Genomic DNA, 26,623 nt, shown 5'->3' with positions numbered 1-26,623 from the left:
TTGCACGGTGAAGCAGGCGTTCCGGTGCCGTACTGCACAGTGGATGGACATCAGTCCAAGTCGAGCCGCTCGCTGCTGATGCCTCCGGATCTCGTCCCTTGCACGGAGCCTTGTCCCGCTCATATGCTCGGATCCGAGCAATCGACCCCAAGTGATCCGAGCAGTCGACGCACGGGAGTTCTCCATGCCCACCCGTCATCCCTCCACCACCGCCCAGAAGTCCCCGAAGCGCCCCGCCAACGCCCTTGCTCTCGCCGTACTCGGGCTGCTGCTGGAGCAGCCGATGCACCCCCACGCCATGGCCGGCGCGCTGCGCGACCGAGGCATGGAGCGTGCGTTCAAGCTGACGACCGGATCGCTCTACGACACGGTCCGGGCGCTCGCGCGGGACGGGTGGATCGAGGCGGACGGCATCGAGCAGGTCGGCAACCGCCCTGCCCGCACCGTCTATCGCCACACCTCCGCCGGGCGGGACGGCTTCGCCGACTGGCTCGACGAGCTGATCCGAGAGCCCTCGCCGGAGTACCCGCGATTCCTGTCCGCCGTCGGGTATCTCGGCGCGCTCGGCCGCGTCCGTGCGGCGAGCGCGCTGCGCGAGCGGGCCGCCGCGCTGAAGGAGCGGATCGCGGAGGAGGCCGAGGCCCACCGCGCTGCCCGCGAGGAGCACCACGCGCCGCGCCTGTTCGTGATCGAGGCCGAGTACGCCGACGCCATGGCCCACGCCGAGCTGGCCTGGGTGGAGCGCACCGCCGACGAGATCGAGCGCGGGACGCTGACCTGGCCGCACGAGTCGCAAGGGTCGGACGATGAGTGACACCGCATCGACGGATGACGTCGTCGACGTCCTGATAGCCGGTGCCGGGCCCGCCGGGCTGACGCTCGCCGCGGAGCTGGGACGCGCCGGGGTCGGGGCACTCGTCCTGGAACGGGAGCCCGAACCACCCGGCTTCTGTCGCGGCTTCAACCTGAACGCCCGAAGCCTGGAGCTGCTCGACCGCAGGGGCCTGGCCGCCCGCTTCCTCGCCGAGGGGCCCACCGCCGAGTCGACGGTGTTCGTGGGCGCCTCCCGCCTCGACTTGGCCGCCATGCGCACGAATCACCCCTACGCCCTCGGCATCCCCCAGACCCGCGTGGAAGAACTGCTCGCCGAGTGGGCCGTCGAGTCGGGAGCGCGAATCGCCCGTGGGAGAAACCTCACGGGGCTGCGGCAGGACGCTGACGGTGTCACCGTCGAAGTCGACGGCCCGGAGGGCCCGTCGACCGTGCGGTGCCGGTGGCTGGTCGGCTGCGACGGGGGACGCAGCACCGTGCGGAGGGCGGCCGGAATCGGCTTCCCCGGCACTCCGGCACGGAAGTTCACCCTCCTTGGAGACGTGGTGCTCGCCGACCCGTCGGCCGTCCCGTTCGGCCCGCAGACCGGCCCCACCGGCCGCTCGGTGTTCGCGATCCCGCGCCCCGGCTATGTCCGGCTCCTCACCGCCGATCCGGAGCCGCCCACGGACCCGCACGAACCGGTCTCGCTCCCCGCCTTCCAGCACGCGATCGATGCTGCGCTGGGCCGCCGGGCCGAGATCGCCGAGGCGCTGTGGCTGACCCGGTTCGGGGACGCGGCGCGGCTCGCTGAGCGGTTCCGGGCCGGCCGGGTGCTGCTCGCCGGGGACGCCGCGCACATCCATCCCCCGGCGGGCGCCATCGGCGTCAACGCGGCGATCGACGACGCCGTCAATCTGGGCTGGAAGCTCGCCCTGGTCGCGCGCGGGCAGGCCCCGGACACACTGCTCGACACGTATCACGATGAGCGCCACGCCGCTGGCCACCGACTCCTCCGCAACACGCGGGCACAGGCGGCGCTCGCCCAGGTGAACGAGGACGACGAACGTCTGGCCCCCGTCCGCGATCTGCTCTCCGACCTGGCCGAATCCCGGGACACGGCAGGGCTGTTGGCCGAGGCGATCACCGGCGTCGGCACCCGCTACCCCGCCTCCGGAGACCTCGGACACACGTGGGCGGGCCGCCTGGTGCCCGACCTTCCCGTGGGCCCGGACGGCGAGGACAGCGTCACGGCTCTACTGACCCGGACCGCAGGCGGCGTGCTGCTGGTCGACGCCACGGCTGACTCGCACACCCTCGCAGCGACCGCCCGCCCATGGACGGACCGGGTCACCGTCGCCCCTGTCCAACCGGACGCCCTGGGGGGTGCGCACGCGATCCTCGTCCGACCGGACGGGCACGCAGCATGGATTGACGTCTCGTCAGCATCCGCAGACACCACGGCACATGAGCTGTGGGAGTCGCTCGCGTGCTGGTTCGGCCCCCCGGCCGTCGAGTAACCCGCGCCCACTGGCAGTCCGCAGGCACCCGCGCCCATGCTCCCAGGACGGACTACTTTCGCAGCCCACCGGGATCGCTGCCCGGAGGATCACACCGGGCGGCGATTCGTCGTCCTCGGCCGGGGTCGCTCGCCCATCTCCGGGCGGCGTCCCTCACCATGGCCCGGATGCGGGCGTGGCGTCCGAGGCCGAAGCTGGAAGGGCGGAGCCGATCCAGGTCACCGAGACGACTGCGGACAGGGCGGCGGGAAGCCTCCTGCGGTGGTCGCTGCACGTGTGAGGTGGAGTGCGATGAGCGACGAGACGGAATCCGTCCCGCGGATCGTGGTCGGGACCGACGGGTCCGACCCCGCGAAGGAGGCCGTTCGCTGGGCCGTGCGGCAGGCGCAGCTGACCGGCGCCGTGGTCGATGCGGTGATCTCGTGGGAGTACCCGGCGCTTTGGGCCGGCTGGACCCCGTCGGCGGGCGACGTGTTCGACTGGCGGGATACCGCCTCCAAGATCCTCAACGAGACGCTGGAGGAGGTCGTCGCGTCCGACCCCGCGTTCGCCGCGGTCAAGATCCGCCCCGTCGTGGTGCAGGGCAATGCCGCCGCGGCGCTGTTGGACATCGCCGAGGGCGCGGACCTGCTGGTCGTCGGCAACCGCGGGCACGGTGGGTTCGCCCGCGCCGTGCTGGGTTCGGTCAGCCAGCACGTCACCCAGCAGGCCACCTGCCCCGTCGTGGTGGTCCGGCCGCCGAAGAGCTCCTGATCCGCGACGCCGGATGGTTGAGGCTGCGATGACCGAGATCCCCGATGGTTGAGCCCTGATGGTCGCCGCCGGTTCACCGCGCCCGCCGTCCGTCGTGGTGATGGGCGTCTCCGGGGTGGGCAAGTCCACCGTCGCCCGGCTGCTCGCGGAGCGGCTGGGCGTGGAGCTCGGCGACGCGGACAACCTGCACCCGGCCGCCAACATCGCCAAGATGTCGGCGGGGATCCCGCTCGACGACGCCGACCGTCGCCCGTGGCTGGAGGCGATCGGCGCCTGGCTGCACGAGCGTGCGGACGACGGGAGCGTCATCGCCTGCTCGGCCCTCAAGCGCAGCCACCGGGACATTCTGCGCGCCGCCTGTCCCGGGGTCGTCTTCCTGCACCTGACCGCGAGCCCCGAGCTGCTGGCCGACCGGCTCGGACACCGCCACGAGCACTTCATGCCGGCGTCGCTGCTCGACTCGCAGCTCGCCGCACTCGAACCGCTCGGGCCGGACGAGCACGGCATCACGCTCGACACCTCGTCGCCACCGGAGCAGACCGCCCGCACCGCCGCCCGTCTGCTGGCCCGGCCACCCGTCGGGGATCGCGAGAGCCCATGAACGAAAGCGCTTGAAGGATTGCCCATGTACGACGACGCATGACCAGCAACCGGCGCACGGAGAACGAAAGGTCTGGCACGCGATGAAGGCGTTCGTGATGAAGGAGATCGGCCGCGTGGGCGTCATGGACAAGCCCGTGCCCCGGCCCGGACCGGGCGACGCCGTGGTGCGTACGACCCGGGCGCTGATCTGCACCTCCGACTCGCACACCGTGTCGGGCGGGATCGGGCCCCGGGAGGACCTGACCCTCGGGCACGAGGCGGTGGGCGTCGTCCACGAGGTCGGCAGCGAGGTCAGACACTTCCGCCCGGGTGACCGGGTGCTGGTCGGCGCGATCACCCCGGACTGGGGCGATCCGGCCTCGCAGAACGGCCACCCCTCGCAGTCCGGCGGCCCGCTGGGCGGCTGGAAGTTCGCCAACGTCAAGGACGGCGTCTTCGCGGAGTACTTCCATGTCAACGAGGCCGACGCCAACATGGCGAAGATCCCGGACGACGTCTCCGACGACGCGGCCGTCTACTGCGCCGACATGCTGTCGACCGGGTTCATGGGCGCCGAGCACGGCAACATCCCGATCGGCGGGACGGTCGCGGTGCTCGCCCAGGGCCCCGTAGGACTGATGGGCACGGCCGGGGCGCGGCTGCGCGGCGCGGGCATGGTCATCGGCGTCGAGTCGGTGCCCAGCAGGCAGAAGCTGGCGCAGCGGTACGGCGCGGACGAGATCGTCGACTTCACCAAGGAGGACGTGGTCGAGCGGATCCTGGAGCTGACCGACGGCGCGGGCGTCGACACCGCGATCGAGGCGCTGGGCGCCGACGCGACGTTCCAGACCTGCGTCAAGATCACCAAGCCCGGCGGCACGATCTCGATCACCGGCTACTTCGGCGAGGGCGAGTTCGTGCGGATCCCGCGCGTCGAGTGGGGCGTCGGGATGGCCGACAAGACCATCGCTACCGGGCTCTGCCCCGGCGGGCGGGTGCGCATGGAGCGGCTGCTGCGGCTGCTGGAGGCCAGGCGCATCGACCCCACGCACATGACGAGTCACGAGTTCCCCTTCGACGAGATCGAGCGGGCCTTCGAGGTGATGGACAAGAAGCTCGAGGACGTCGTCAAACCGCTGATCGTCTTCTGACCGCTGCTTCTGCTTCCGACCGTCGTTGTCCGAACTCAAGGCCCCCAGGGTGACCGGAGGACAGCCATGCTTGATCTCGATCCACCGTTCCGGCAGGTGCGGAGGCACGATGGGTACCTGCCGCTGGAGGACCTCGGGTTGATCGGCGACGGCACGACGACGGCGCTGGTCGGGCTCGACGGCTCCATCCCCTGGATGTGTCTGCCGCGCTTCGGCTCCGACCCGCTCTTCTGCGGCCTGCTCGACCACGCGCGCGGCGGCCACTTCACCGTGGCGCCGGAGGGCCTGGTCGAGGCCCGGCAGCGCTACGAGCCCGACACCGCGGTGCTGGTCACCGAGATGCGCAGCACCACCGGCGTCGTCCGGGTCACCGACGCGCTGGCCCTGCGCTCCGGCGCCGACCTGGCCGACGACGCGCCGCAGAGCCGGGGCGAGCTGGTTCGCTCGGTGGTGGTGCTGGAGGGCGAGGTCCGCCTCCGGGTGGACCTGGAGCCGCGCGGCGGTGCCACCGCCCGGGCGCGGTTCAGCGGGCTGGCCGTCGAGTGCCCCCGACGGCCGGACCTGCAACTGCACCTGCGCTGCACGCGTCCCCTGGACTCCCTCCACAGCACCCACGACCTCGTCCAGGGCGACCGGCTCGACCTCGCGCTGGCGTGGGGCCGTATCCACCGCCACCACCGGCTGGATGCGGAGGCCACGCTGCACCAAACCGCGTTCGCCTGGCGCCGGTGGCTGGCGGGCTGCGGCTACCAGGGGCCGCAGGAGCAGCTCGTGCGGCGGTCCGCAATCACGTTGAAGCTGTGCGACGACTGGGCCAACGGCTCGCTGGTCGCCGCCCCGACCTCGTCGCTGCCCGCGCCGATCGGCGGCGTGCGCAACTGGGACTACCGCTACACCTGGATCCGCGACGCCGCCTACGCGGTCTTCGCCCTGCGCCGGATCGGTTTCGGCGGGGAGGCGGACGCCTTTCTGGGCTGGGTCCTCGACGCGTTCGAGCACAGTGGCACACCGCGGATCATGTACGACCTGGACGGCCGCCCCGTGCCCGACGAGGTCGAGGACGCCGAGTTGGAAGGCTACCGGCGCTCGGCCCCGGTACGTTGGGGCAACGGCGCGGCCGACCAGCGCCAACACGACGTCTACGGCGAGGTGTTGGACTGCGCCGACCAGTGGCTCCGGGCGGGCGGAGAGCTGGAACCCGCGCTCTGGGCGGGCCTGGCCCGGCTCGCGGACACCGCGCAGACGGCCTGGCTCGAACCCGACCAGGGCATCTGGGAGGTGCGCAGCGAGGGCCGCGTCTTCACGTACTCGGCCGCGATGTGCCAGGTGGCCCTGGACCGGGCCGCGCACATCGGCGAGCGTCTGACGTCGGCCGGACTGCCGGCCTCGGCCGGACTACTGGCCTCGACCGAACAGCTCCCCCTGCCCGATCGGGACGGCCTGCGCGAGCGGGTCGCGGGCTGGCGGGACGCGGCCGAGCGGCTGCGCCAGCGGATCCTCACGGAGTCCTGGGACGAGAAGGCGCAGACCCTCAGCGAGCACCTCGACGGCGGCGGCGCGCTGGACGCCAGCCTGCTGGCGCTGCCGCTGCGCCACGTCGTCGCGGCCGACCACCCGCGCATGGTGGCGACGACCGCTGCCATTGCCGACCGTCTCTCCGCAGGCGACGGCCTGCTCTACCGCTACCTGCACGACCAGTCCCCCGACGGCCTGCCCGGCGACGAGGGAGCGTTCGTGCTGTGCAGCTTCTGGCTCGTCGACAACCTGATCGGGCAGGGCCGCCTCGACGAGGCCGGGCAGTTGTACGCGTCGCTGTGCGACCGGGCCAGCCCGCTGGGCCTGCTGCCGGAGCAGATCGACCCTCTCACGGGAGTGTTCATGGGCAACTTCCCTCAGGCGTTCAGCCATATCGGCGTCATCGCCAGCGGGGTGAACCTGACCCGCGCGGCTGCCGCAGCAGACTCGGCGGACTCGGCGGGCTCGACCGCGGGGAGGACGGCATGATCGACCGACTCGTCGTCTTCGGCGCCACCGCGGACCTCAGCGCCCGCTACCTGCTGCCGGGTCTCGCCGCGCTCCAGGCGGCCGGGCACCTCGGCGACCGGTTCCGGCTCGTCGGCGCCGACCGGGGCGAGGCGGACACCGCCTGGTTCCGCGGCTGGGCCGCCGACCAGCTCGACCGCCACGCCTTCGATGTGCCCGCCGAGGCGCGGAAGGCCGTCGTCGACCGGGCCGAGTACCGGCGCGCCGATGTCACCGACCCCGCTGACGTGGCGTCAGCGATCGCCGGGGAGAGCCCAGTCGATGAGCAACAGCCCGTCGCGGTCTACCTCGCTCTGCCGCCGATGCTCTTCCCGGCGGCCGTCACCTCGCTGCACCGTGCGGGCCTGCCGCCGGGCAGCCGCATCGTGCTGGAGAAGCCCTTCGGCGAAGACCTGGACGGCGCGCTGGAGTTGAACCGGCTGCTGTCCGAACTCGTCCCGGAGGAGGCGGTGTTCCGGGTCGACCACTTCCTCGCCATGAGCACGGTGCAGAACCTGCTCGGCAGCAGGCTCGCCAACCGCGTCCTGGAGCCGATCTGGAACAGCACCCAGATCGCCGAGATCGAGATCGTCTGGGACGAGACCCTCGCCCTGGAGGGCCGCGCGGGCTACTACGACGGCGTCGGCGCGCTCAAGGACATGCTGCAGAACCACCTGCTGCAACTCCTGTGCCTGGTCGCCATGGAGCCCCCGGTCAGCCTAGACGAGCGCGACCTGCGCAACCGCAAGGTCGACGTGCTGCGCTCGGTCCGGCCGCTCACCGAGGACGACGTGCTGCACCGGACCCGCCGTGCGCACTACACGGCCGGGCGGATCGAGGGCCGGGACATCCCCAGCTACACCGCCGAGGACGGCGTGGACCCCGCCCGGCGGACCGAGACCTTCGCCGAGGTCGAACTGGAGCTGGACAGCTGGCGCTGGTCCGGCACGGTCTTCAGGCTCCGCAGCGGCAAGGCGCTCGGCAACGACCGCAAGGAGGTCGCCGTCCACTTCCGGCCCGTCCCGCACCTGCCGCTCGCCGAGGACGAGCAGGCACAGCCCAACCTGCTGCGCTTCGGCCTCGACCCCGAGGAGCTGACCCTCCACCTGACCGGCACGGGCACCCGCGCCCGCACCCTGGCCCCGCTGATCCTCACCGCCCGGATGGAGCCGCCGTTGCTCCCCGCCTACGGCCGCCTGCTGCTCGACGTCCTGACCGGCAACCCCGCCCTGTCCATCCGCGGTGACGAGGCCGAGGAGTCGTGGCGGATCCTCACCCCGGTCCTGACCGCCTGGTCGCAGGACCTGGTCCCGCTCCAGGAGTACCCGGCCGGATCCGACGGGCCTTAGGCTTCCTCTGACACCCCGTCAATCCCTGTGGAGGACAGCACCCATGGACGACGAGTCCGCCGTCGACCTCGACCCCGCCCTCGACCTCACCAGGCCGAGCATCGCCCGCGTGTACGACTACCTCCTCGGCGGAAGCCTCAACTCCGAGGCGGACCGACTCGTCGCGGGCCGGATCACGGAGGCCATGCCGGACCTGCCGGCCGTCCTGCGTGCCAACCGGGCCTTCGCCGTCCGCGCGGTGCGCTTCCTGGTCGAGGCCGGGATCCGTCAGTTCCTCGACCTCGGCTCGGGACTGGCCACCGCGGGCTCCGTCCACGAGGTCGTCCGGGAGGCGGGGGTGGACGCCCGGGTCCTGTACGTCGACAACGATCCGGTCGTGACCGCCCACAACAGCGCGATCGCGCCGGAACACTCCTGCGCCGTCCTCACCGCCGACGTGCGCGACACCACCGGTGTGCTGGGCTCACTGCAGGCGACGCAGCTGTTCGACTTCGGCGAGCCGATCGCGGTCCTGATGGTCGCGGTGCTGCACTTCGTCCCCGACGAGGACCAGCCCGCCGACGTGGTCGCGCGCTACCGTGACGCCCTCGCGCCGGGAAGCTTCCTCGCGCTCACCCACGCCGAGAACGCCGAGCAGGCGCCCGGCACGTTCCGGGCCGCGCAGGTCTACTCGAACGATGTCGCCCGGATCCACTTCCGCACCCGCACCGAGATCGCGGCCTTCCTGGACGGCTGGGATCCTGCGGCCCCCGGCCTCGTCCCCGCTCCCGACTGGCGCCCCGAGCCGGGCGGCTCCGTCCACCCCGCCGTCCGGCAGCACGGCCTGGCGGCGGTGGCCCGCAAGAATCGGCCCTGACGGTCCGTCAATAGTCAGTAGTTGGACCACACCTCGTCGGCAGATCCGGTGCAGCCTGAGAGCGTCGCGTAACCGCCCACAACGGTGTCGTTGAGCAGGCACTGCCCGGCGGCGGGGTTCTCCAGCGTCGCGCCGGAGGACGTCGACGTGCCGAACGACCACACGTCGGCGTCGGTGCTGCCGCAGGTGACCATGTAGGTGAAGTTGCCCCCACTCCCGGCCAGACACTCGCCCGTGCCCGGGTTCAGCAGCTCGAACGAGCCGCCGGATACTGCCGTGTAGGTCCACTCGAAGGGGTCCCCCGAAGCGCAGGGGGCGAGGTAGGCGGAGGTGCTGTGGTTCGGGCTCTGAGCCAGGCAGGTTCCGTCCTGGGCGGACCGGAGGCGGTGTGTCCCGCTCGCGGTGACGCCCCCGCCGGAGCCGCGCGGCGTTCCCGTGGATCCGGACGTCGTGCCGACGGAGGTGGCGCCCGGGGTGCCGGCCGTGGTCGAGCCGTTTGTCCCGTGCGTGCCGCCGTTGACACCGGCCGACGTCCCCGTGTCACCGTTTCCGGAGCCGGTGGCACCCGAAGGCCCGCCCGTGGCACCGCCGTCGGCGTGGGCCGAGGAGGACGCGCCCGGCTTGGCCGCGGACGGAGACGCCGACGCGGAAGCACTGTGCGACGCGGAGGCAGAGGCCGAGGTGGAACTCGACGGCGTGCCGACCGTGGCGACCGCGCTCGTCGTCCCACTGCCGGAGGCAGACGGTGTACCGCCCCCGTGCTGGTTCATCAGGTACGGAACGAGCGCAACCGTGCCCGCACTGGCCGCCACCAGCACCGGGATCAGCAGGCCCCGGATCCGCCGCCGCCTGGGCTTCTCCGGTTCACCGCCTCCGGCCACGACCGGTTCGACCGCCGGGGGCTGGGCGCCCGTTTCGTCCGGCACGAGCGTCATCACCATCGTCGCCACGTCAGGAACGCGCTGCACGGCCTGGACGCGCACCGCCAGACGCTCGCGGACCCCGGACGGCCACGGCATCGCACCCAGTCCCACGTGCCGTGTGGCCCGCGCCACCAACTCGGCACTGGTGGGCCGGTCCTGCGGAGCGTGCGCCAGGCACTGCGCGACCAGGGCGGCGAGCTCCTCGTCGACCGCGTGCAGGGGTTCGAGGTCGGGCTGCTCGTGGACGATGCGGTACAGCATCTGCACGCCACTGCCCTCGCCGTACGGCGGCGTCCCGGTCGCCGCGTACCCCAGCAGGCAGCCGAGCGCGAACACGTCCGTCGCCTCGGTCACCTCGTGGTCGCTGGAAGCCTGTTCGGGCGACATGTACGACGGGGTGCCGATCACCATGCCCGACTGGGTCAGCCTGCTCTGCTCCAGAGCGCGGGCCACGCCGAAGTCGATGAGCGTGACGCCGTCCTGACGCAGCATCACATTCGACGGCTTCAGATCCCGGTGCACGATGCCGATCTCGTGCACGGCGGCCAGCCCTGCGGCGGCCTCCCGCAGCAGCAGCCAGACGTCCGGCACGGGCAGCGGTCCGCCGTTCAGCTCCAGCGCCTCATCCAGGGTGATGCCGGGGACGTACCCGGCCGCCAGCCAGGGCGGTTGCGCCTCACGGTCGCTGGCCAGCAGGTCGGCGCTGACCCCGGCGGGCAGCCGGGCGAGGTTGTCCAGCTCGTGGCCGAAGCGCTGGACGAACTCCTTGTCCTCGGTCAGGTGCGGGTGGACCTGCTTGACCGCGGCGAAGCGCCCGTCGGCGACTCCGAGGAAGACCCGCCCCATCCCGCCGGAGCCGAGCCGGCCCGTCAGCGTGAAGGGGCCGATCCGCCGGGGGTCTGTGTCCGCCAACGGCGCGGCCCCCAATCCAGGCAGGTCCAAGCCGTCGGCACTGTCTCCCCCGTGCGTCGTCATGCGGAGCAGGCTAGCCAATTCCGACCGGGGTCGTCATGTCGCGGTCAGTAACTCACCAGTACGGGACGGCTCTCCGCACGCTCGACGCTCTCGTCGGCCGGTGCGGTGGCACGCCGTCGGCCCAGGCGTCGACGTCCTGCCGAGGGCGGCGGGGGATCATGGAATCGAGCGAACCGTCATCTCACCACGTACGGAGGTCGGTCATGACCGACAAGCCCACCCCCACCTCCGCCTCCGCGTCCCTGCTGGACGCCGCGGCGCGCGGCGACGTCGAAGCCGTGCGCGCGGCGTTGGACGCGGGAGCCGACACGGAGGTCCGGGACGACTCACGCCGGACGCCCCTGCTGCTCGCCGCGCTCGCGGATCACGTCGCCGTGGCCGAGGTGCTCGTCGCGGCCGGGGCGGACGTCAACGCGCAGGACGACCGCGACGACTCGGCCTGGCTGGTCACCGGGGTCACCGGCAGTGTGGAGATGATGCGCACGCTGCTGCCCGCCGGACCGGACCTGACGCTGACCAATCGCTTCGGCGGCATCTCGGTCATCCCGGCCAGCGAGCGCGGCCACGTCGCCTACGTGCGCGCGGTGCTCGCCGAGACCGCGACCGACGTGGACCACGTCAACCGCCTGGGCTGGACGGCCCTGCTGGAGGCGGTGATCCTGGGCGACGGCGGACCCGTCCACCAGCAGGTCGTCGAGATCCTGCTCGCGGCCGGTGCCGACCCCGCCATCCGCGACCACGACGGCCTGACCGCCCGCGTCCACGCGGAGCGCCGCGGCTTCCTGGCCATGGCCGACACCCTGCGCGCGGCGGAAGCCTCCCGCTGACGGCCGCCCGATGGATCGTGACTGACCGTCAGCTCCCGGTGAGGTGCTCGACGATGATCCTGGCGAAGTTCTGCTCACCCAGCGCGGTCGGGTGCAGCGGCATCGCGCCGCCGGTGTGGCCGGGCACGAGCAGGTTGACCCAGTTCCCGGTGGCCTGGCAGCCGTCGTGCCCGGCGCCGGGACCGATGAAGTCGACGTACTCGGCGTGGTGGTGCGCGGCGACGGCCTCGGTCACCTGGCCGAGCCGGTCCACCAGCCCCTGGAGGTACGCGGCGTCCTGCGGCCAGAACGGCTGACGCGGGAAGCACCCCTCCGTGCCGAAGTAGTCGGCGTAACTCGTGATCAGAATCCTGGCCTGCGGCGCGCGCAGATGCACCGCGTCGAGGACGGCAGCCAGCCGCGGGGCCTCCGCGTCCACCAGCTCCGCACCCTTGTCGACGCCGCCCGCGGTCTCGGTCGCCGCGCACGAGGTGCCCAGCGGCGGCGGCAGCAGGTTGACGCAGCGCGTGGCGAACTGCGCCAGGTCAATGTCGTTGGCGCCGACCGAGATGGTGACCAGCGCCGTGGACCGCGACACCGCGTCGATCTGCGTCGGGACGCTCGACCCGCCGGGCAGGTCCGCAGGCTGCGGGGTCGTCAGGATGTTCGCGCTGGTCGCGCCGCTGCAGCTGACGTCGCGGAAGGCGGTGATGCCCAACTCCCGTGCCACCAGGTGGGCGTAGTCCACGCCCGACTGCAGGCAGGGGTCGGTGTGGTAGCTGTCCTGCGGCAGCAGCGTCGGCCCGGCCGCGAAGGAGTCGCCCAGGGCGACGTACTCGGGCCCCGCGGCCCCCGCGGGCGACGCGGTGTCCGCGACGGCCGGAGCGGCCGAGATCGCTGCCGCGGCGAGCAGCGCGCCCAGGGCCGCCGTCCCCGACCGTCGAAGACCCCTGCTCACCGCACGGACTGTGGCGCTCATCGCATCTCCTTCGGTGAAGGGGTACCCGCCGCAGGTTACGCTGCGTCAGCATCCGCCCGTGAGCGACGCCACGCGGTTACCCCGACGACGGGCGCACACTCCACCCGAACGGGTCGCGGCTGCGGTGCGGGTCGTGAGCCTCGTCCCCCGCGACGACATGCATAAAGATCCGCACGGCCTGCCGCTGATCGTTTAGGGTCACCTGGCGTGCGCGGGTCGACGGCGGCTCCTCCGCGACGGCACCCGGGCACGGCCGGTTCGCCGTCCCTCGTCGAACTCGCGCGCCGACCCGACTTCCTGACGTTCTGGAGACCCACCATGGCACCTGTCACGCTGATCACCGGCGGATCGACCGGCATCGGAGCCGAGACCGCGCGGCTGCTGCTCAAGCAGGGGCACCGCGTGACCGTCACCGCGCGCCGGGCCGACCGCCTCGCCGAGTTCGCCGAGAGCACGGGCGCCGACGGCGACCACCTGCTGACCGTCCCGGGGGACACCAGCGACCCGGAGCACGTGCGGCAGGCCGTCGACCTGACAGTCGCCGCCTGGGGCCGACTCGACAACGTCGTCGTCAACGCCGGGTTCTCCCTGCCAGGGACGCTCGCCGACCACGCTCCGGAGGACATGCGGGCGATGGTCCTCACCAACGTGCTGGGGCCTGCGCTCGTCGTCCAGGCCGTGCTGCCACGGCTGAAGGAGTCCAAGGGGCGTCTGGTGCTCCTCGGCTCCGTCGCCGGGGTGCGGAACACGCCGGGCAACCTGTACTCGGTCACCAAGTGGGCCGTGCACGCCCTGGCGGAGAACACCCGGCAGATGGCCGCCCCGGACGGCATCGGGGTCACCCTGATCGCCCCCAGCGTGGTCGACACCCCGTTCTGGGAGGTCCGCGGCCTCAACCCCGACGCCCCGTCCATGACCGCCGCCCAGGTCGCGGACTGCATCGTGTTCGCCCTGAACCAGCCCGAGGGCATGGCCGTCAACCACCTGCAGCTGCGGCCCGTCGGCCAGGTGAACTGACCCGGCGTCAGCCAGCGGCGACACCCTGTGGACGGCCCCGGCGGCGGGGCCGTCCACAGTCGTCTCCCGGCCCACCGCCGGACGCGGCCCGGCAGGGCCGGGCGACGTCGGGTGCGGTCGGGCGCAGTCGGGACCGTGGGCTCAGGCGGGCGGGACAGTGGGCCGGAGAGGTTGGGGGCATCGGGAAAACCCCGAGCACCCCCAGTGGAAGGCACGGCCATCATGTGCAGGATCCACGGCCACTTCGACGCCGACCTCTCGCCGCACGACATGCGCGCGGCAAGCGCACTGCAACGGCACGGCGGCCCTGACGAGGCCCGGCTGGCGTACGGCGCCGGATGGGCGCTGGGCAGCAACCGGCTGGCGATCACCGATCCGGCGGGCGGGCAGCAGCCCTACGACGGCGCGGACGGCCGGATCAAGGCCGTCTTCAACGGCGAGATCTACAACCACGACGAACTGCGCGCCCGCCTGCGGGCACGCGGCCACCGCTTCGCCGACCGCTGCGACGGCGCGGTGCTGCCCGGCCTCTTCCAGGAGCACGGGACGGCCTTCGTCGAGCGTCTGGACGGCATGTTCGCCCTCGCGCTCGTCGACCTGCGCGCCGAGCCGACGCTCGTGCTGGCGACCGACGACGCCGGGATGAAGCCGATCTACTACCGGTGGGACGGCCACCGGCTCCACTTCGCCTCCGAGCTGCCCGCGCTGCTCGCGCTGGGACGGGAGCGTCCCGGCCTGTGGGAGCCGGGGCTGGAGAGCTACCTGGCGACCAAGACGCCGTTCGGCGAGCACACCCTCGTCGACGGGGTGCAGGTGCTGCCGCCCGGGACCACCGCCGTCTGCTCGCGCTCGCGCGGACTGCGGCTGCACCGCCGCGCCGAGACCGAGCGCACGGCCGTCGGTGGTCGTGAGGCGGGCGAGCAGGTGCGCGCGACGCTGGCCCGCGAGGTGGGCCGGCTCTCGGTCGCGGACGTGAACGTCTGCGCGATCACCAGTGGCGGGCTGGACTCCAGCCTGGTCACCGCCATGATGGCCGCCGACGCGGCGGACTCGCGCAGCGGCTCCGTGCACTCGTTCAACATCGCCTACCGGGGTGAATGGCCGCACGACGAACGGCACTTCGCCCGCGAGGTCGCAGACCGCGCCGGTACCGTGCACCACCAGGTCGAGCTGGACGCCGCCCGCTTCCCCGAGCTGCTGCCCGCCGTGGCCTGGCACCTGGGCCAGCCGAACGCGGACCCGATCACCCTGAGCACCTACGGCCTGTTCGAGGCCGTGCACCGGGCCGGGTTCCGGGTCGCGCTGACCGGCGACGCCGCCGACGAGATCTTCGCCGGGTACGGCCGCATCCACTCCGCCGTCACCACGCGCGGCACCTGGCTGCCCGGCTACGTCGACGCGCTCGCGGCGATCCCGGCCGAGTACCGGCCGCGCCTGTACAGCGCCGAGTACGCCGCGTTCGTCCGCGAGCACGGCAGCGCCTCGGACGCGATCACCGACCGGCTGCGGGAGGAGGCCGTGCACCGGTCGCGGCTGGACGTGCTGACCGACTTCGAGACCCAGGTCCGGCTTCCCGCCTACCACCTGCGCCGGGTCGACCACCTCAGCATGGCGCACGCCGTCGAGGTCCGACTGCCGTTCTGCCAGCGGTCGGTGCGCGACCTCGCCCGCGCGCTGCCGCCGGACCAGCGGCTCCGTACCGAGAGCGGCCGAGACCCCAGCGGCAAGGTGGCGCTCTACGCCGCCGCGGACGGACTGCTGCCGCGCAGCGTGCTGGAGCGGCCCAAGCAGCCGTTCACGCTGCCGATCACGGCCATGCTCGCGCCCGGGACGCCGCTGTGGGCGTACACGCGCGAGGTGCTCTCCCCCGCCCGACTGCGCACCGGCGGACTGCTGGACCCGACGGCCGTCGACCGGCTGCTGCGGGCTCAGCAGACCCGCCCGGCCGACTGCCTGGCCCTGGCGACCTGGTCGCTGCTGATGTTCGAGCTGTGGCGCGAGGAGTTCGCGGTGCGCCGCACCGCCTCCGCCCACCGCCCGTCCCAGGAACGAGAACTGACGGAGGTGGCGTGATGACCGCCACGACCATGACCGCACCCACGTTCAGCATCCCGACGACGAACCTGGGCTTCGCCGCCCTCGTCCGAGCCGTGGGCGCGCCCGGCCCGACGCTGGTCCTGGACGCCGACGCGCTCCCGCACGACGACGCCGAACTCATGGCCTCCCTGACCCGGATCCGGCGGCAGCTGCCGAGGCGGGACGGTGAACCGGAGGTGCTCAAGTGGGCGCTGATCCGGCCCTCGGCGCACCCGCTCTTCGACGTGGACTACCGCTTCGTCCAGGCGATGCCGGACGCGCCCGACCACTTCGACCTGAACGGCAACTGCGGCCACTCGCTGCTCGCCGCGGTGACCGCCGCCGCACAGGCCGGCCGGCTGCCCGCGCTCAGCGCCGGAGACCGGGTCCGGGCGCGGGTGCTGAACAACGGCGACCACGTGGTGTGCCAGGTGGACCACGCGTCCGAGCGGCGCGCGGTCTTCACCGCGCACTTCATCGCCCCGCCGGGCACCGCGCTCGGCTCGCTGCTGCGCGACGGCGGCCGGGTGGTCGCCATGGGCAACCCCTATCTCTTCGTCGACGCCGCCCATCTGGGCGTGCGGGATCGCGAGGCGCTGTTCCGGGGCGAACAGCCGGACGTCTACGCGACGTTGGAGCGGCTGCGTCGGCAGCAGGCGGCCCGGCTGGGCTGGCCGCAGGACGGCGCGTTCCCCAAGGTCGCCGCGGTCGTGCCGGTCGCACCCGGCCACCTCGCCGTGCGGGCGCTGACAGTCGGCGGCTGGCACCCGGAGCTGGCGCTGACCGGCGCGGTCTGCCTCGCCGCGGCCTCCGCGCTGCGCGGCACGGTCCCGAACCGGCTGCTGACGGCGGCCGGTGACGGCGAAAGCGCCCCCGGACGGCTGGTCATCGACACACCCGCGCGTCAGGTCGTCGCGTCCTACGCGGCCACCGGCGACGGACCGGACGACGAGCTGGAGTGGGTCAGCGTCGGCGGCAAGGAGACCCGGGCGCTGGGCACGGTCGCGGTGGGGGTCGGCGATGAGTGAGCTGTCGACGCGGCACGAGGAGCAGCCGTACGACCTGGTGGTCACCGGCGTCCGCCTGGTGAGCGGGGACGGGGTGGTGACGGGCGGGCTGGCCGTGTCGGGCGGCCGGATCGCCTGCCTGCTGGGGCCGAACGAGCGTCCGCCCGCGCGGCGGACGCTCGACGGCGGCGGACGTCACCTGCTGCCCGGCCTGATCGACTCCCATGTGCACTTCCGCACACCGGGGTTGACCCACAAGGAGGACTGGGCGCACGCGAGCCGCGCCGCCGTCGCGGGCGGCGTCACCACGGTGATCGACATGCCCAACACCGTCCCGCCGCTGCGCACCGGCGAAGAGGCCCACCGCAAGGCCGAACTCCTCACCGGCACTTCGCTGGTGGACTACCGCTTCCACCTCGGCGTGTCCGGCGAGGACCCCTCGCCGCTGCGCGCTGTCGGGCCGCGCGAGGCGACCAGCGTCAAGGTCTTCCTCGCCGGTCACCACACCGCGCCCGACGTCGTGCGGGACCCAGCCCAGTTGGAGAAGGTGTTCCGCACCGCCGCCGAGTCGGGCCTGCGGCTGCTGCTGCACGCCGAGGACGACGGGGTGTTCGGGCTGCTGGACGAGTGGCGCGGCGAGCCGTCGGGCTACGCCGAGTACGAGCGGCACCGGCCGCGTAGCGGCGCGATCGTCGCGGTGGCACGGGTCCTGGAGCTGGTTCGCCGCCACGGCACCACCGTGCACGTCCTGCACGCGTCGACCGCCGAGGAGGCGGACCTGCTCACGGCCGCCGCGCACGCGGGCCTTCCGGTCACCTTCGAGGTGACGCCGCATCACCTGTCCTTCACCGCCGCCGAGACCTGCCGGGTCGGCGCACGCGCCCGGCTCAGCCCCGCGCTGCGCCAGCAGGCGGACCAGGAGCGGCTGTGGCGCGCGGTCCGCACCGGCCAGGTCGCCACCCTCGGCAGCGACCACGCCCCGCACACCCGCGAGGAGAAGCTGCGCACCCCCGCCCAGGCCCCGCCCGGCCTGCCGGGCGTGCAGGAGATGCTGACGGCCGTCCACACCGGCCTGCGCCGCCGCGCTCCCTTCGAACCGCCGGACGCCCAACTCTCCCTGCTCGTCCGGCTGCTGGCCGAGCGCCCGGCTGAGCTGTTCGGCCTCGACGAACGCAAGGGCGGGCTGCGGCCGGGCCTGGACGCCGACTTCGTCCTCTTCGACGCGGACGAGCGGTGGATGCTGGGCCCCGGGCCCGGCTCCGGCCCTGGCTCCAGCGCGATCCACTCCAAGTGCGGATGGTCCGCGTACGAGGGCTGGACGATGACCGGCCGCGTCCTGCACACCGTCCGCTGCGGCGAGACCGTCTACCGCTGCGAGGGCGACCAGGCCGAGTTCGGCGAACCCGACGGGCGCTGGCTGGACGCGCGGCGTCCTACGGACGTGGAACCCCGATGAGCGGGTCGCCAGGGCGAGGTGAGCTGGCGGTGTCGGCGTTCGCCTGCGGCGTCGGCGTGGCCGGGATGTACTACGCCCAACCGTTGCTGCCCGCACTCGCCTCGGCGTTCCACGCCCGGCGGGCGAGCGCGGCAGCGGTGGTATCGGCGGGTCAACTCGGCTATGCGACAGGCCTGCTGCTCCTCGTCCCGCTGGGCGACCGCGTGGCTCGGGGCCGCTTGGCCAGGACCTTGCTGTGGTTGGCAGTCCCGGCTGCGCTACTTGCTGCCTTCGCCCCGACCCTGCCCGTGCTGTGCGTCGCAGCGGCGGGGCTGGGCCTCTTCGGCTGCGCCGCGCAGGTGCTGGTCGCCCGGACGGCGTCGGCGGCGGGCGCGGAGCGGCGGGGCCGCGCCGTGGGCACGGTGATGGGCGGTCTGACGGCGGGGATCCTGCTCGCGCGGGTGGTGTCGGGGCAGGTCGCTTCGCTGTGGGGCTGGCGGGCGGTATACCTGGCAGCGGCGGTGTTGCTCTCGGCTGCCGCCGTGGTGCTGAGCGCAATGACTGTTCGCTCCCGCAGGTGGTTGCACTATCAAGGGGCGCGGGGAACTGCGCGACAAGCCACCCCAGGAGGTGCTTCCCCCAACCAGCGGGGCCATCCGCACAGGGTGCTCGCGCCCACGCGGCGGAGCCGCACATCGGCAGCGCCCCGCGCCCCTAGCGTGCTGCAACTCCTCGCGCGGGAACACCTGCTGCTTGCTCGCTGTGCCTCCGGCTTCTCAATCTTCGCCGCCTTCTCCGTCTTCTGGACGCCCACGGCGTTCCTCCTCTCCGGCTCGCCGTTCCACCTCGGCGAGGCCGCCATCGGTCTGTTCGGCCTGACCGGCGTAGCCGGTGTCCTGCTCGCCCAGCCGGCAGGCAGGTTGTGCGACCACGGACACGTGCGCCCCGCGCGCTTCGGTTTCAGCGCCTTGATGGTCGTGGCGTTCGTCCCGCTCGCTCTCGGCCGGGGGAACCTGGTGCTGCTGGGTGTCGGGGCCGTCCTGCTGGACCTGGGGCTGCGCGGGGTACAGACCGCCAACCAGCAGCAGATCTACACCCTGCTGCCCGCCTCCGCGCACAGCCGGGTGACCACCGCCTACATGACCAGCTACTTCGTCGGCGGCGCGTGCGGCTCCGCGCTGTCCGCCGCCGTCTGGGCGCGCGCCGGATGGTCCGGCGTGTGCCTGTTGGGGGCGGCGTTCGCCGCGCTGCCCCTGATCCCCCAGGTCGTCGCCGCGCTGCGGCCACGGCCCGCCCCCGCCACCGGCTCCGAGGAGGCATCATGACCACGACCGGCACCCCGAACGACACTCAGACCCGCGCCGCCACCGTCCTCACCAAGTTCGTCGATCCGCTGCGGATCCCGCGACGGCTGCGTGTGGACCGCGCGGAGCGCGAAGCGCGGTTCACCCTCCGCACCGTCGGCGTCGACCTGCGGCTGCACTCGCAGCTGCCGCCGACGCCCATGTGGACGTACGACGGCGAGTTCCCCGGCCCGGTGTTCGACGTGCACCGAGGGCAGCGGCTCCACGTGGCGTGGGAGAACGGCACCACGACGCCCTACCCCGCCGTGGCCGCCTTTCTGGCCGACACGCCGGGCAACCCGTCGCTGGCGATGAACGACCCGGGCATCGGGCAGGCCCAGCCCGTCAAGGGCGTGGCCTCGCTGCCCGCCTGGCAGGTCACCCACCTGCACGGGGCCGTGACCGGCGGCAACAACGACGGCTGGATGGAGAACGCCGTCCTGCACGGCGACTCACAACTGTCCGAATACCCGGACGACCAGCCCGCGATGACGCTCTGGTACCACGACCACGCCATGAACATCACCCGGCTGAACGTCTTCGCCGGGCTGGTCGGGATGTACCTGCTGCGTGACGACGAGGAGGACGCGCTCGAACTCCCCGGCGGCGACCGGGAGATCCCGCTGATCGTCTGCGACCGCAACCTGGAGACGGACGCCGCCGGACGGTTCACCGGCCGACTGCTCCACAAGACCACCGGCACGCTGCCCTTCGTCGGGCCCTACACCCTGGTCAACGGCACCATCTGGCCGTTCCTCGAGGTGCGGCCCGGCTGGTACCGCTTCCGCGTCCTCAACGCGTCCAACTCGCGCACCTACCGGCTGCACCTGCTGGACGAGGCGGGCGCGGTGGTGACCGGATCCGCCTGGCAGATCGGGACGGACAGCGGACTGCTGGGCGCGCCGCTGCCGATCGGCGACGGGGGGCTGACCCTGGCCCCGGCCGAACGGGCGGACGTGCTGGTGGACTTCGGTGCGTTCCGTGGCCAGTCACTGCGGCTGGTCAACTCCGCGCAGGCGCCCTTCCGCGGCGACCCGCTGCCCGCCGGGGTCAAGCCCGGCGACCCGTTGCCTGCCGACCGGCTGCCGGAGCCGGACGTGTTGCAGTTCCGCGTCGCCGACGCGCCGCTGTCCGACACCTTCCGGCTGCCGGCGACACTCTCCCCGTCGTACTACCGGCTCACCCACGACCGGCTCCCGCCCGACCACATGCACCGGATGCTCGGGCTCGCCGCCGACCCGGACGGCACGCTCGGGCTGTGGGAGCTGGGCGAGGTTCCGGCCTCGGAGGGGCCCACGACGGCGCCGAAGGACGGCATCATCCAGGTCACCGACCAGAACGGGGTGACCACCACCTACCAGCGCCTGGCCCGTCACTTCGACGACCAGCTCAACTGGCGTGCGCGGCAGGACGGGTGGGAGGTGTGGCGGATCCTGAACCTGAGCGGGATCCTGCACCCGATCCACATCCACCTGACGCGCTTCCAGCCGCTGTCGATCGACGGCTACGACACGGCCGCGTTCCTGCCCGCGAAGGGCGGCACGGCCCCCGGCGCGCCGGTCGCGCATCTGGAGTCGCTGCCGATCGACCCGTCGCTGACCGGGTGGAAGGACGTGATGCGGGTGCCTCCGGGAACGATGGTCACCGTGGCGGGCCAGTTCCGCGGCGCGTCCGGGCGGTACATGTACCACTGCCACATCCTCGAACACGAGGACGCCGGGATGATGCGTGAGTTCTCGGTGATGCCCGGTGCCGTCATGGACGTCGGCGGCATGGGCCCGATGGGCGGCATGGGGGCGGTGTAGCAGCGCGCCCGACGGACGAGAGCGCCGCACGAACCCGACGCACGAAAGTGCCGCGGGGGGGGGGGCCCGGGGGGGGGGGGGGGGCGGGGGGGGGGTAAAAATACCGCCCCCCCCCCGCCCCCCCCCCCCCCCCCCCCCCCGCGGGCCCCCCCCCCCCCCCCGGCCCCCCCCCCCCGCGGCGGTGTGAGGAATACGGCTCCGGCGCGCTCAGCCCGCCGTGTCCGGCGGTTGCGCCTCGGGCGCGCACGGCTCGTGGTGACAGCCGTCGGGCTCGGCCACCGGTTCCGGGTCCGGCACCGGCACCGGCAGCGGCGGGCACGGCGGGTGCTCGCACCCCGGCTGGTCGGTGACGGCCTCGTCGCTCTCGATCGCAGGGTTGACGGTCATCGGTTGCTCCTGACTTTCTGCCCCTCGTGGAGGAGCGTCCCCCTGGGTGTCGGAGGCTCGGGTGGCCTCCGACCTCGAATGTCCGCCTCCGGCTGTCCCGGGCGCATGGGACCAGCGTCCCAAAGCGGTCCCGAACGGGCATCCGGACACCGGTCCGTCGCAGGTTCAACAAGAGAGAGTTCAACAACAGCCCGGTCAACCACCGCGCGGTCAACGACAGCCGGGTCAACACGCCGACCGGAGCGGGATCTCCGCACGCACCACCACCCCCGTCGCGCCGGCGTCCGCCTCCGGCGCGCCCACCCGTAGCGAGCCGCCCAGCTCCTCGGCCCGCTCCGCCATCGACCGCAGCCCCACGCCGCCGCCGTGCCGCGAGGTCCCGGCACGACCGGCGGGGACGGGGTCCATGCCGGTGCCGTCGTCGCCGACCTCCAGCCGGGCCGCGCCGTCGGCGACGCAGAGCCGCAACCAGGCACGGGCGGCATCCGCATGGCGGACCACGTTGTGCAGGGCCTCCGCCGCGATCCGGTACAGCGCCACCTCGACCGCCGCCGGTAGCTCTGGCAGCGGGTCCGGCCGCAGCTCCACCTCGATCAGCAGCTGCCGCCCCGCCAGCCCGGTCGCGAGCTGCCGCAGTCCCGCCCCCAGACCCTCCCGGTCCAGCGCGACCGGCGAGAGCCCGGCGGTGATCCGCCGCAGTTCGACGATGGCGTCGGCGATGCCCTCCGACACGCCGCCGAGACGCCGTCCCGCCGCGTCCTCGTCGGGCAGGCCCGCGCGGGCGGTGTCGACCTGGAGCCGCAGCCCGGAGAGCGTCGGGGCGAGGCCGTCGTGCAGGTCCCGGCGCAGCCGCCGCCGTGCCTCCTCGCGGGCCAGCACGATCCGCTCGCGGCTGGCCTGGAGCTCCTCGTAGAGGCCGAGGGAGGCGATGGCGGGAGCGGACTGGTCGGCGAGCAGGCGCAGCACGTCGTGGTCCTGCTGGTCGAGGTCGGGCTCCGACTCGCGTGCGGCGACCTCCAGTTCACCGACGGCGTCGCCCTCGAAGACCAGCTCGAAGCGGTGCCAGACCGGCCCGACCGCCTCGCCGAGCGCGGCGGTCTCCCGGTTGCCGCCGCTGGTGCGGACCAGGACCCGCGCGGCCGGGAACCGCAGCGTCTCGACCACGCTCGCACAGAGCAGCCGTGGCGCCTCGCCCGGCGTCACCGTCCGGCTCAGCCGCCCGGCCAGCTCCCGGACGACGTGGTAGGGCCGCGCCCGGTCGCCGTAGTAGGAGCGGTCGACGCCGCGGACGGCCCAGCCGCCGGTGGCGCGCAGCAGCAGACCGATCGTCAGCGAGCCGACGGCCAGCACCAGCGCGCCGGGCGTACGGGTGCCGGGCAGCACGTCGGAGAGCCCGATCGCCAGCGCGAAGTAGCCGACCACCAGCACGGCCAGGACGACGAGCGCGGCCAGCACCCGGCGCGTGGCACGGTCGAGATGCGCGGACCGGTCGCGGGCGAAGAGGACGATCAACCCGAGCGGCCACAGCGCGAGCGGACCGTAGAAGAGCACGAGCGCGGCGTCGCCCTGGACCGGGAAGAAGTAGTCCGCGTAACTGCCCGCCATCAGCAGCAGGAACGGGACCGTCATCACCAGCAGTACGCTCCCGGGCATGGCCTGACGTCCCGTGCCCCGTCGGGTCAGCAGCCAGGCGCGGACCGCGAGGACGACGAACCCCAGCGCGGAGACCGCCACCGGGACGAAGCCGATCGGCGTGCTCAGCACCGGTTGCAGCGCGTGCGTGACCGAGGTCCACGGCCGGTCGGTGGCAAGGGGGTTGCTCATGCCGTACCACTCGTCCCTGGTCGCGGTGTCGAGCCAGACCTCGCCGAAGGTCCACACCCCGATCGCGCCCACCACCGCGCGCCCCCAGCGCCGCCCAGGCAGTGTGCCGTCGGGCAGCCAGAACGGCAGGGCGTAGAGCATGAAGACATACAGGGCGTCACCGACGAGCCCCGCCAGGACGACGACGGTGCGCACGGCGTGACCGGCGCCGAGGGCCGCACCCGCGATGGAGGCGGCGTGCCCGACCAACTCCCCCGTCGCGGCCACCAGCAGCAGCCGTCCGACCGCGCCGCCGGAGGGATGGACGAAGGTGAACGTGCCCGCCAGCGCGCAGACCAGCATGAACAGCATCCGCGAGCCGAACGGGCCGAAGTCCAGGCCGTCCAGGCGCGATCCGCCCAGATCGGTGAAGGCGAGGGAGAGCCAGACGAAGCAGGCCCCGAGCGACACCGCGCACGCGACGACGGCACGCCCCAGGCGGCGTCCGCCGTGCCTGGGTGACGTCAAGGCGCTGCCCGCGGGCCTTCCCGCGGAGGTGGTCGGGGGCCTGCCCGCGGAGTCGCTCGTGGAGTTGCCTCCGGAGTTGCTCGCGGAACCGCTCGCGGTCAGATCGGCCATCGCACTCCCCGGCCCTTTCTGCTCCCTCCCCCGTCTCCCCCGTCCGCCGTGGCGAATCTCCATCCTCCGCCGGGCGTTGTCCCGGGCGCGTGAGGCAGCGGTCCCGCATCGGTCACCCCGCAGCGCCCGGACCGGCCGGGCGCTGCGGCTCCCCGAGGCCCGCGTCGCGGGCCCGGGCGGCGGCCTCGGTGCGGGAGGCGACGTTCAACTTGTCGAAGATGTGCGAGATGTGATTGCGGACCGTCTTCTCGGCGAGGAAGAGCTCACGCGCGATCCGGCGGTTGTCCAGGCCCCTGGCGACCAGGTCGAGCACCTCGACCTCACGCGAGGTCAGCGTGGGGAAGGCCTGCTCAGCCCCGCGCCGCGCGCCGCCGGTGAGCAGTGCGGAGATGCGCGCGGCGACGTCCCCGCTGAAGACCGCGCCGCCGTGCGCGGCCGTGCGGACCGCGTGCAGCACCTCGTCCCGGCCCGCGCCCTTGACCAGGTAGCCGCGCGCGCCCGCCTGGAGCGCGCCGAGCAGGCTGCCGTCGTCGTCGGAGGTGGTCAGCACCAACACCGGCAGCCCGGGGTGCAGTTGCGCCAACTGTTTGGTCGCCTCGATCCCCGAGGCGTCGGGCAGCGACAGGTCCATCACCACCACGTCGGGCCGCTGGGCGGCCACCACCTCCAGGGCGGCGGCCGTCGTCTCCGCCTCGGCGACCACCCGGACGTCCGGTGTGCTCTCCAGCGCCGCCCGCAGCCCCTCGCGGAACAGCGGATGGTCGTCCACGACCACCACGCGCACCCCGCCCATGGCCCCGCTGCGGCCCCCGTCTTCCCCGTCGATCTCCACGCGCACATGTTACTCACAGTCCGTACACGATCACCCTCGGCCACGAACGACGTCTTGCGGCCGTCCGGCGTCGGCCCGTGTCCTTTGGGGCGGGCGGTCGTTAGTCGAATGTGGCCTTTCACGGAACAGCCCTGGCTCCGGGCGTCACCCCCGCGCTCCTGAGGGCCGAAAACCTCCGAGGGGCCAGACGCGGCGGCTTCACGTCGCCCTCGGCCCCCTAGCCGCCACGGCTTTCCCCACAGCACCAGGAGCACGCCGCGTTGCCTCAGCACGACCAGCCCGTCCCGCAAGCGGACCACTTGCAGGCACCGCCGTATGCCGTGGCCGTGACGGGGCTCGGCCTGATCAGCGCGGCCGGGGTCGGCGTGGCGGAGAGCTGGTCTGCGGTCACCCGGCGGACGCGACCTACCGGCGTCCGCCGGCCCGAGGTGCTGGCGGGCCTGCCCACCGACTTCATGTACCTGGTCGACGACGACCCCGCGCAGGCCCTGGACGTCGCCGAACGCCGACTGACCGAGCGCTTCGCGCAGTTGGCGGTGCTGGCCGCCCGCGAGGCCGTCGCCGACGCGGGGTTGGACCCGGCTGACCCGACGCAGTGGGACGGGCAGCGGGTGGCCGTGCTGATCGGCAACGCCAACGGCGCGCTTCCGCTCTACGACGCCCAGCACGCCACGCTGCTGGAGCGCGGCCACCGCCGCGTCTCCCCGATGCTTCCCGCGCTCTTCAACAGCAACTGCGCTGCGGCCGCCGTCTGTCGGGACCTGGGCGCGCGCGGGCCGAGCATGGCGGTGACGTCCACCTGCGCGTCCGGCGCGGACGCGATCGGCCTGGCCCGGCAGCTGCTGCGGGCCGGGATGTGCGACATCGCGATCGCCGGGGGCGCCGAGTCGGCCTGCTCGCGGATGCTGATGGCGGGCCTGTGCAAGACGCGGGCGCTGTCGACGCACCGTCAGGATCCTGCCGCCGCCTGCCGCCCGTTCGACGCCGGGCGGGACGGTTTCGTGGTCGGCGAGGGCGCCGGACTGCTCGTCCTGGAGCGGCCGGAGCACGCGCGGGCGCGCGGCGCTCGCGTCCGGGCCCGGCTCGTCGGCTACGGCTCCAGCAACGACGCGTACGCGCCGGTGGCCGCCCATCCCGACGGCCTGGGCGCCGAGCAGGCCCTGCGCGGCGCGCTGGCCGAGGCGGGCGTCACCGGCGCGGACATCGGCCACGTCAACGCCCACGGCACCGCCACCGTGATGAACGACCAGGTGGAAGCCGCCATGCTGCGAAGGGTGTTGGGCGAGCAGGCGCTGGTCACCTCGACCAAGGCGATGACCGGCCACACCCTCGGCGCGGCGGGCGGGATCGAGTCGGTCTTCACCGTGCTCGCCCTGGAGCACCAACTGGTGCCCCCGACCGCCAACCTCGACTCGCTCGACCCGGACATCCCCGTCGACGTGGTGGCGAAGGAAGCACGGCCCGCACGGTTCGACCACGCGGTGAAGACCTCTCTCGGATTCGGCGGCCACAACGCTGCCCTGGTGTTCGCACGCGCATGAGTAACGCAGATG

21 protein-coding genes are annotated in these 26,623 nt (G+C 73.2%); 16 read left to right on the top strand and 5 right to left on the bottom strand.

The features are described from left to right. The first annotated feature begins 184 nt into the window (after positions 1-184). The 8 genes from I2501_RS03875 (at position 185) to I2501_RS03840 (ending at position 9,043) form a co-directional block, all read left to right on the top strand. Positions 185-814, top strand: coding sequence for a PadR family transcriptional regulator (locus I2501_RS03875; protein ID WP_196192397.1), 630 nt, complete (start codon positions 185-187; stop codon positions 812-814). After that, complete coding sequence (locus I2501_RS03870) at positions 807-2,330, top strand: FAD-dependent monooxygenase (RefSeq protein WP_196192396.1); 1,524 nt, start codon at positions 807-809, stop codon at positions 2,328-2,330. The genes I2501_RS03875 and I2501_RS03870 overlap by 8 nt, the downstream gene beginning before the upstream one ends. A 291-nt stretch (positions 2,331-2,621) precedes the next feature. Further along, complete coding sequence (locus I2501_RS03865) at positions 2,622-3,083, top strand: universal stress protein (RefSeq protein ID WP_196192395.1); 462 nt, start codon at positions 2,622-2,624, stop codon at positions 3,081-3,083. 58 nt (positions 3,084-3,141) lie between these two features. Next, entirely contained in the window at positions 3,142-3,684 is a 543-nt protein-coding gene (locus I2501_RS03860) for a gluconokinase (protein WP_196192394.1), read from the top strand. A gap of 82 nt (positions 3,685-3,766) precedes the next feature. Beyond that, a complete protein-coding gene (locus tag I2501_RS03855) occupies positions 3,767-4,816 on the top strand; it encodes an NAD(P)-dependent alcohol dehydrogenase (protein ID WP_196192393.1) in 1,050 nt (349 codons plus the stop codon). A gap of 66 nt (positions 4,817-4,882) precedes the next feature. Continuing rightward, on the top strand, positions 4,883-6,820 hold the full coding sequence (locus tag I2501_RS03850; protein ID WP_196192392.1) for a glycoside hydrolase family 15 protein: 1,938 nt from the start codon (positions 4,883-4,885) through the stop codon (positions 6,818-6,820). Further along, complete coding sequence (locus I2501_RS03845; RefSeq protein WP_196192391.1) at positions 6,817-8,187, top strand: glucose-6-phosphate dehydrogenase; 1,371 nt, start codon at positions 6,817-6,819, stop codon at positions 8,185-8,187. Before I2501_RS03850 ends, I2501_RS03845 begins: the two co-directional genes overlap by 4 nt. 43 nt (positions 8,188-8,230) lie before the next feature. Beyond that, positions 8,231-9,043 carry an SAM-dependent methyltransferase gene (locus I2501_RS03840; protein ID WP_196192390.1) on the top strand — a complete coding sequence of 271 codons (813 nt, stop codon included), beginning with the start codon at positions 8,231-8,233 and terminating at the stop codon, positions 9,041-9,043. Between the two features lie 14 nt (positions 9,044-9,057). Here I2501_RS03840 and I2501_RS03835 read toward each other — a convergent pair whose 3' ends face one another. Next, positions 9,058-10,941, bottom strand: a complete 1,884-nt coding sequence (locus tag I2501_RS03835) for a protein kinase domain-containing protein (protein ID WP_196192389.1) — start codon at positions 10,939-10,941, stop codon at positions 9,058-9,060. A 203-nt stretch (positions 10,942-11,144) separates the two neighbouring features. On the opposite strand from I2501_RS03835, the gene I2501_RS03830 reads away from it, so the two are divergent. Continuing rightward, positions 11,145-11,768 carry an ankyrin repeat domain-containing protein gene (locus I2501_RS03830; RefSeq protein WP_196192388.1) on the top strand — a complete coding sequence of 208 codons (624 nt, stop codon included), beginning with the start codon at positions 11,145-11,147 and terminating at the stop codon, positions 11,766-11,768. Positions 11,769-11,796: 28 nt separating this feature from the next. Here I2501_RS03830 and I2501_RS03825 read toward each other — a convergent pair whose 3' ends face one another. Next, the gene (locus tag I2501_RS03825; RefSeq protein WP_196192387.1) at positions 11,797-12,726 is read right to left on the bottom strand and encodes an SGNH/GDSL hydrolase family protein; all 930 of its coding nucleotides are present in this window, start codon (positions 12,724-12,726) and stop codon (positions 11,797-11,799) included. Positions 12,727-13,044: 318 nt separating this feature from the next. On the opposite strand from I2501_RS03825, the gene I2501_RS03820 reads away from it, so the two are divergent. From I2501_RS03820 to I2501_RS03795, 6 genes are all read left to right on the top strand, one after another. Beyond that, a complete protein-coding gene (locus tag I2501_RS03820; protein WP_196192386.1) occupies positions 13,045-13,743 on the top strand; it encodes an SDR family oxidoreductase in 699 nt (232 codons plus the stop codon). Between the two features lie 222 nt (positions 13,744-13,965). Then, positions 13,966-15,816: an asparagine synthase (glutamine-hydrolyzing) gene (gene asnB, locus I2501_RS03815; protein WP_196192385.1), complete on the top strand. Its 1,851-nt coding sequence runs from the start codon at positions 13,966-13,968 to the stop codon at positions 15,814-15,816. Beyond that, on the top strand, positions 15,816-16,847 hold the full coding sequence (locus I2501_RS03810) for a PrpF domain-containing protein (RefSeq protein ID WP_196192384.1): 1,032 nt from the start codon (positions 15,816-15,818) through the stop codon (positions 16,845-16,847). Before asnB ends, I2501_RS03810 begins: the two co-directional genes overlap by 1 nt. Beyond that, entirely contained in the window at positions 16,840-18,282 is a 1,443-nt protein-coding gene (locus tag I2501_RS03805; RefSeq protein WP_196192383.1) for a dihydroorotase, read from the top strand. The genes I2501_RS03810 and I2501_RS03805 overlap by 8 nt, the downstream gene beginning before the upstream one ends. Further along, entirely contained in the window at positions 18,279-19,586 is a 1,308-nt protein-coding gene (locus I2501_RS03800; RefSeq protein ID WP_196192382.1) for an MFS transporter, read from the top strand. The genes I2501_RS03805 and I2501_RS03800 overlap by 4 nt, the downstream gene beginning before the upstream one ends. After that, a complete protein-coding gene (locus I2501_RS03795) occupies positions 19,583-21,409 on the top strand; it encodes a multicopper oxidase family protein (RefSeq protein WP_196192381.1) in 1,827 nt (608 codons plus the stop codon). Before I2501_RS03800 ends, I2501_RS03795 begins: the two co-directional genes overlap by 4 nt. Before the next feature lie 207 nt (positions 21,410-21,616). On the opposite strand, the gene I2501_RS03790 is transcribed toward I2501_RS03795, so the two are convergent. The 3 genes from I2501_RS03790 to I2501_RS03780 all read right to left on the bottom strand — a co-directional run bounded on the left by I2501_RS03790 (position 21,617) and on the right by I2501_RS03780 (position 25,031). Continuing rightward, a complete protein-coding gene (locus tag I2501_RS03790) occupies positions 21,617-21,796 on the bottom strand; it encodes a hypothetical protein (protein ID WP_196192380.1) in 180 nt (59 codons plus the stop codon). 225 nt (positions 21,797-22,021) lie between these two features. Beyond that, positions 22,022-24,238 (bottom strand): sensor histidine kinase, encoded by a 2,217-nt coding sequence (locus I2501_RS03785; protein ID WP_196192379.1) that lies wholly within the window; start codon positions 24,236-24,238, stop codon positions 22,022-22,024. 112 nt (positions 24,239-24,350) lie between these two features. Next, on the bottom strand, positions 24,351-25,031 hold the full coding sequence (locus I2501_RS03780; protein WP_196192954.1) for a response regulator: 681 nt from the start codon (positions 25,029-25,031) through the stop codon (positions 24,351-24,353). 299 nt (positions 25,032-25,330) lie between these two features. Here I2501_RS03780 and I2501_RS03775 point away from each other — a divergent pair, with 299 nt between their 5' ends. Continuing rightward, positions 25,331-26,611 (top strand): beta-ketoacyl-[acyl-carrier-protein] synthase family protein, encoded by a 1,281-nt coding sequence (locus I2501_RS03775; protein ID WP_236045851.1) that lies wholly within the window; start codon positions 25,331-25,333, stop codon positions 26,609-26,611. The last annotated feature ends 12 nt before the right edge of the window (positions 26,612-26,623 follow it).

This window comes from Streptacidiphilus fuscans (assembly GCF_015690355.1).
GTDB classification, from domain to species: Bacteria; Actinomycetota; Actinomycetes; order Streptomycetales; family Streptomycetaceae; genus Streptacidiphilus; species Streptacidiphilus fuscans.
Note: the sequence above shows the minus strand (reverse complement) of the source record. Positions and strands in the feature narration are given on the sequence as shown.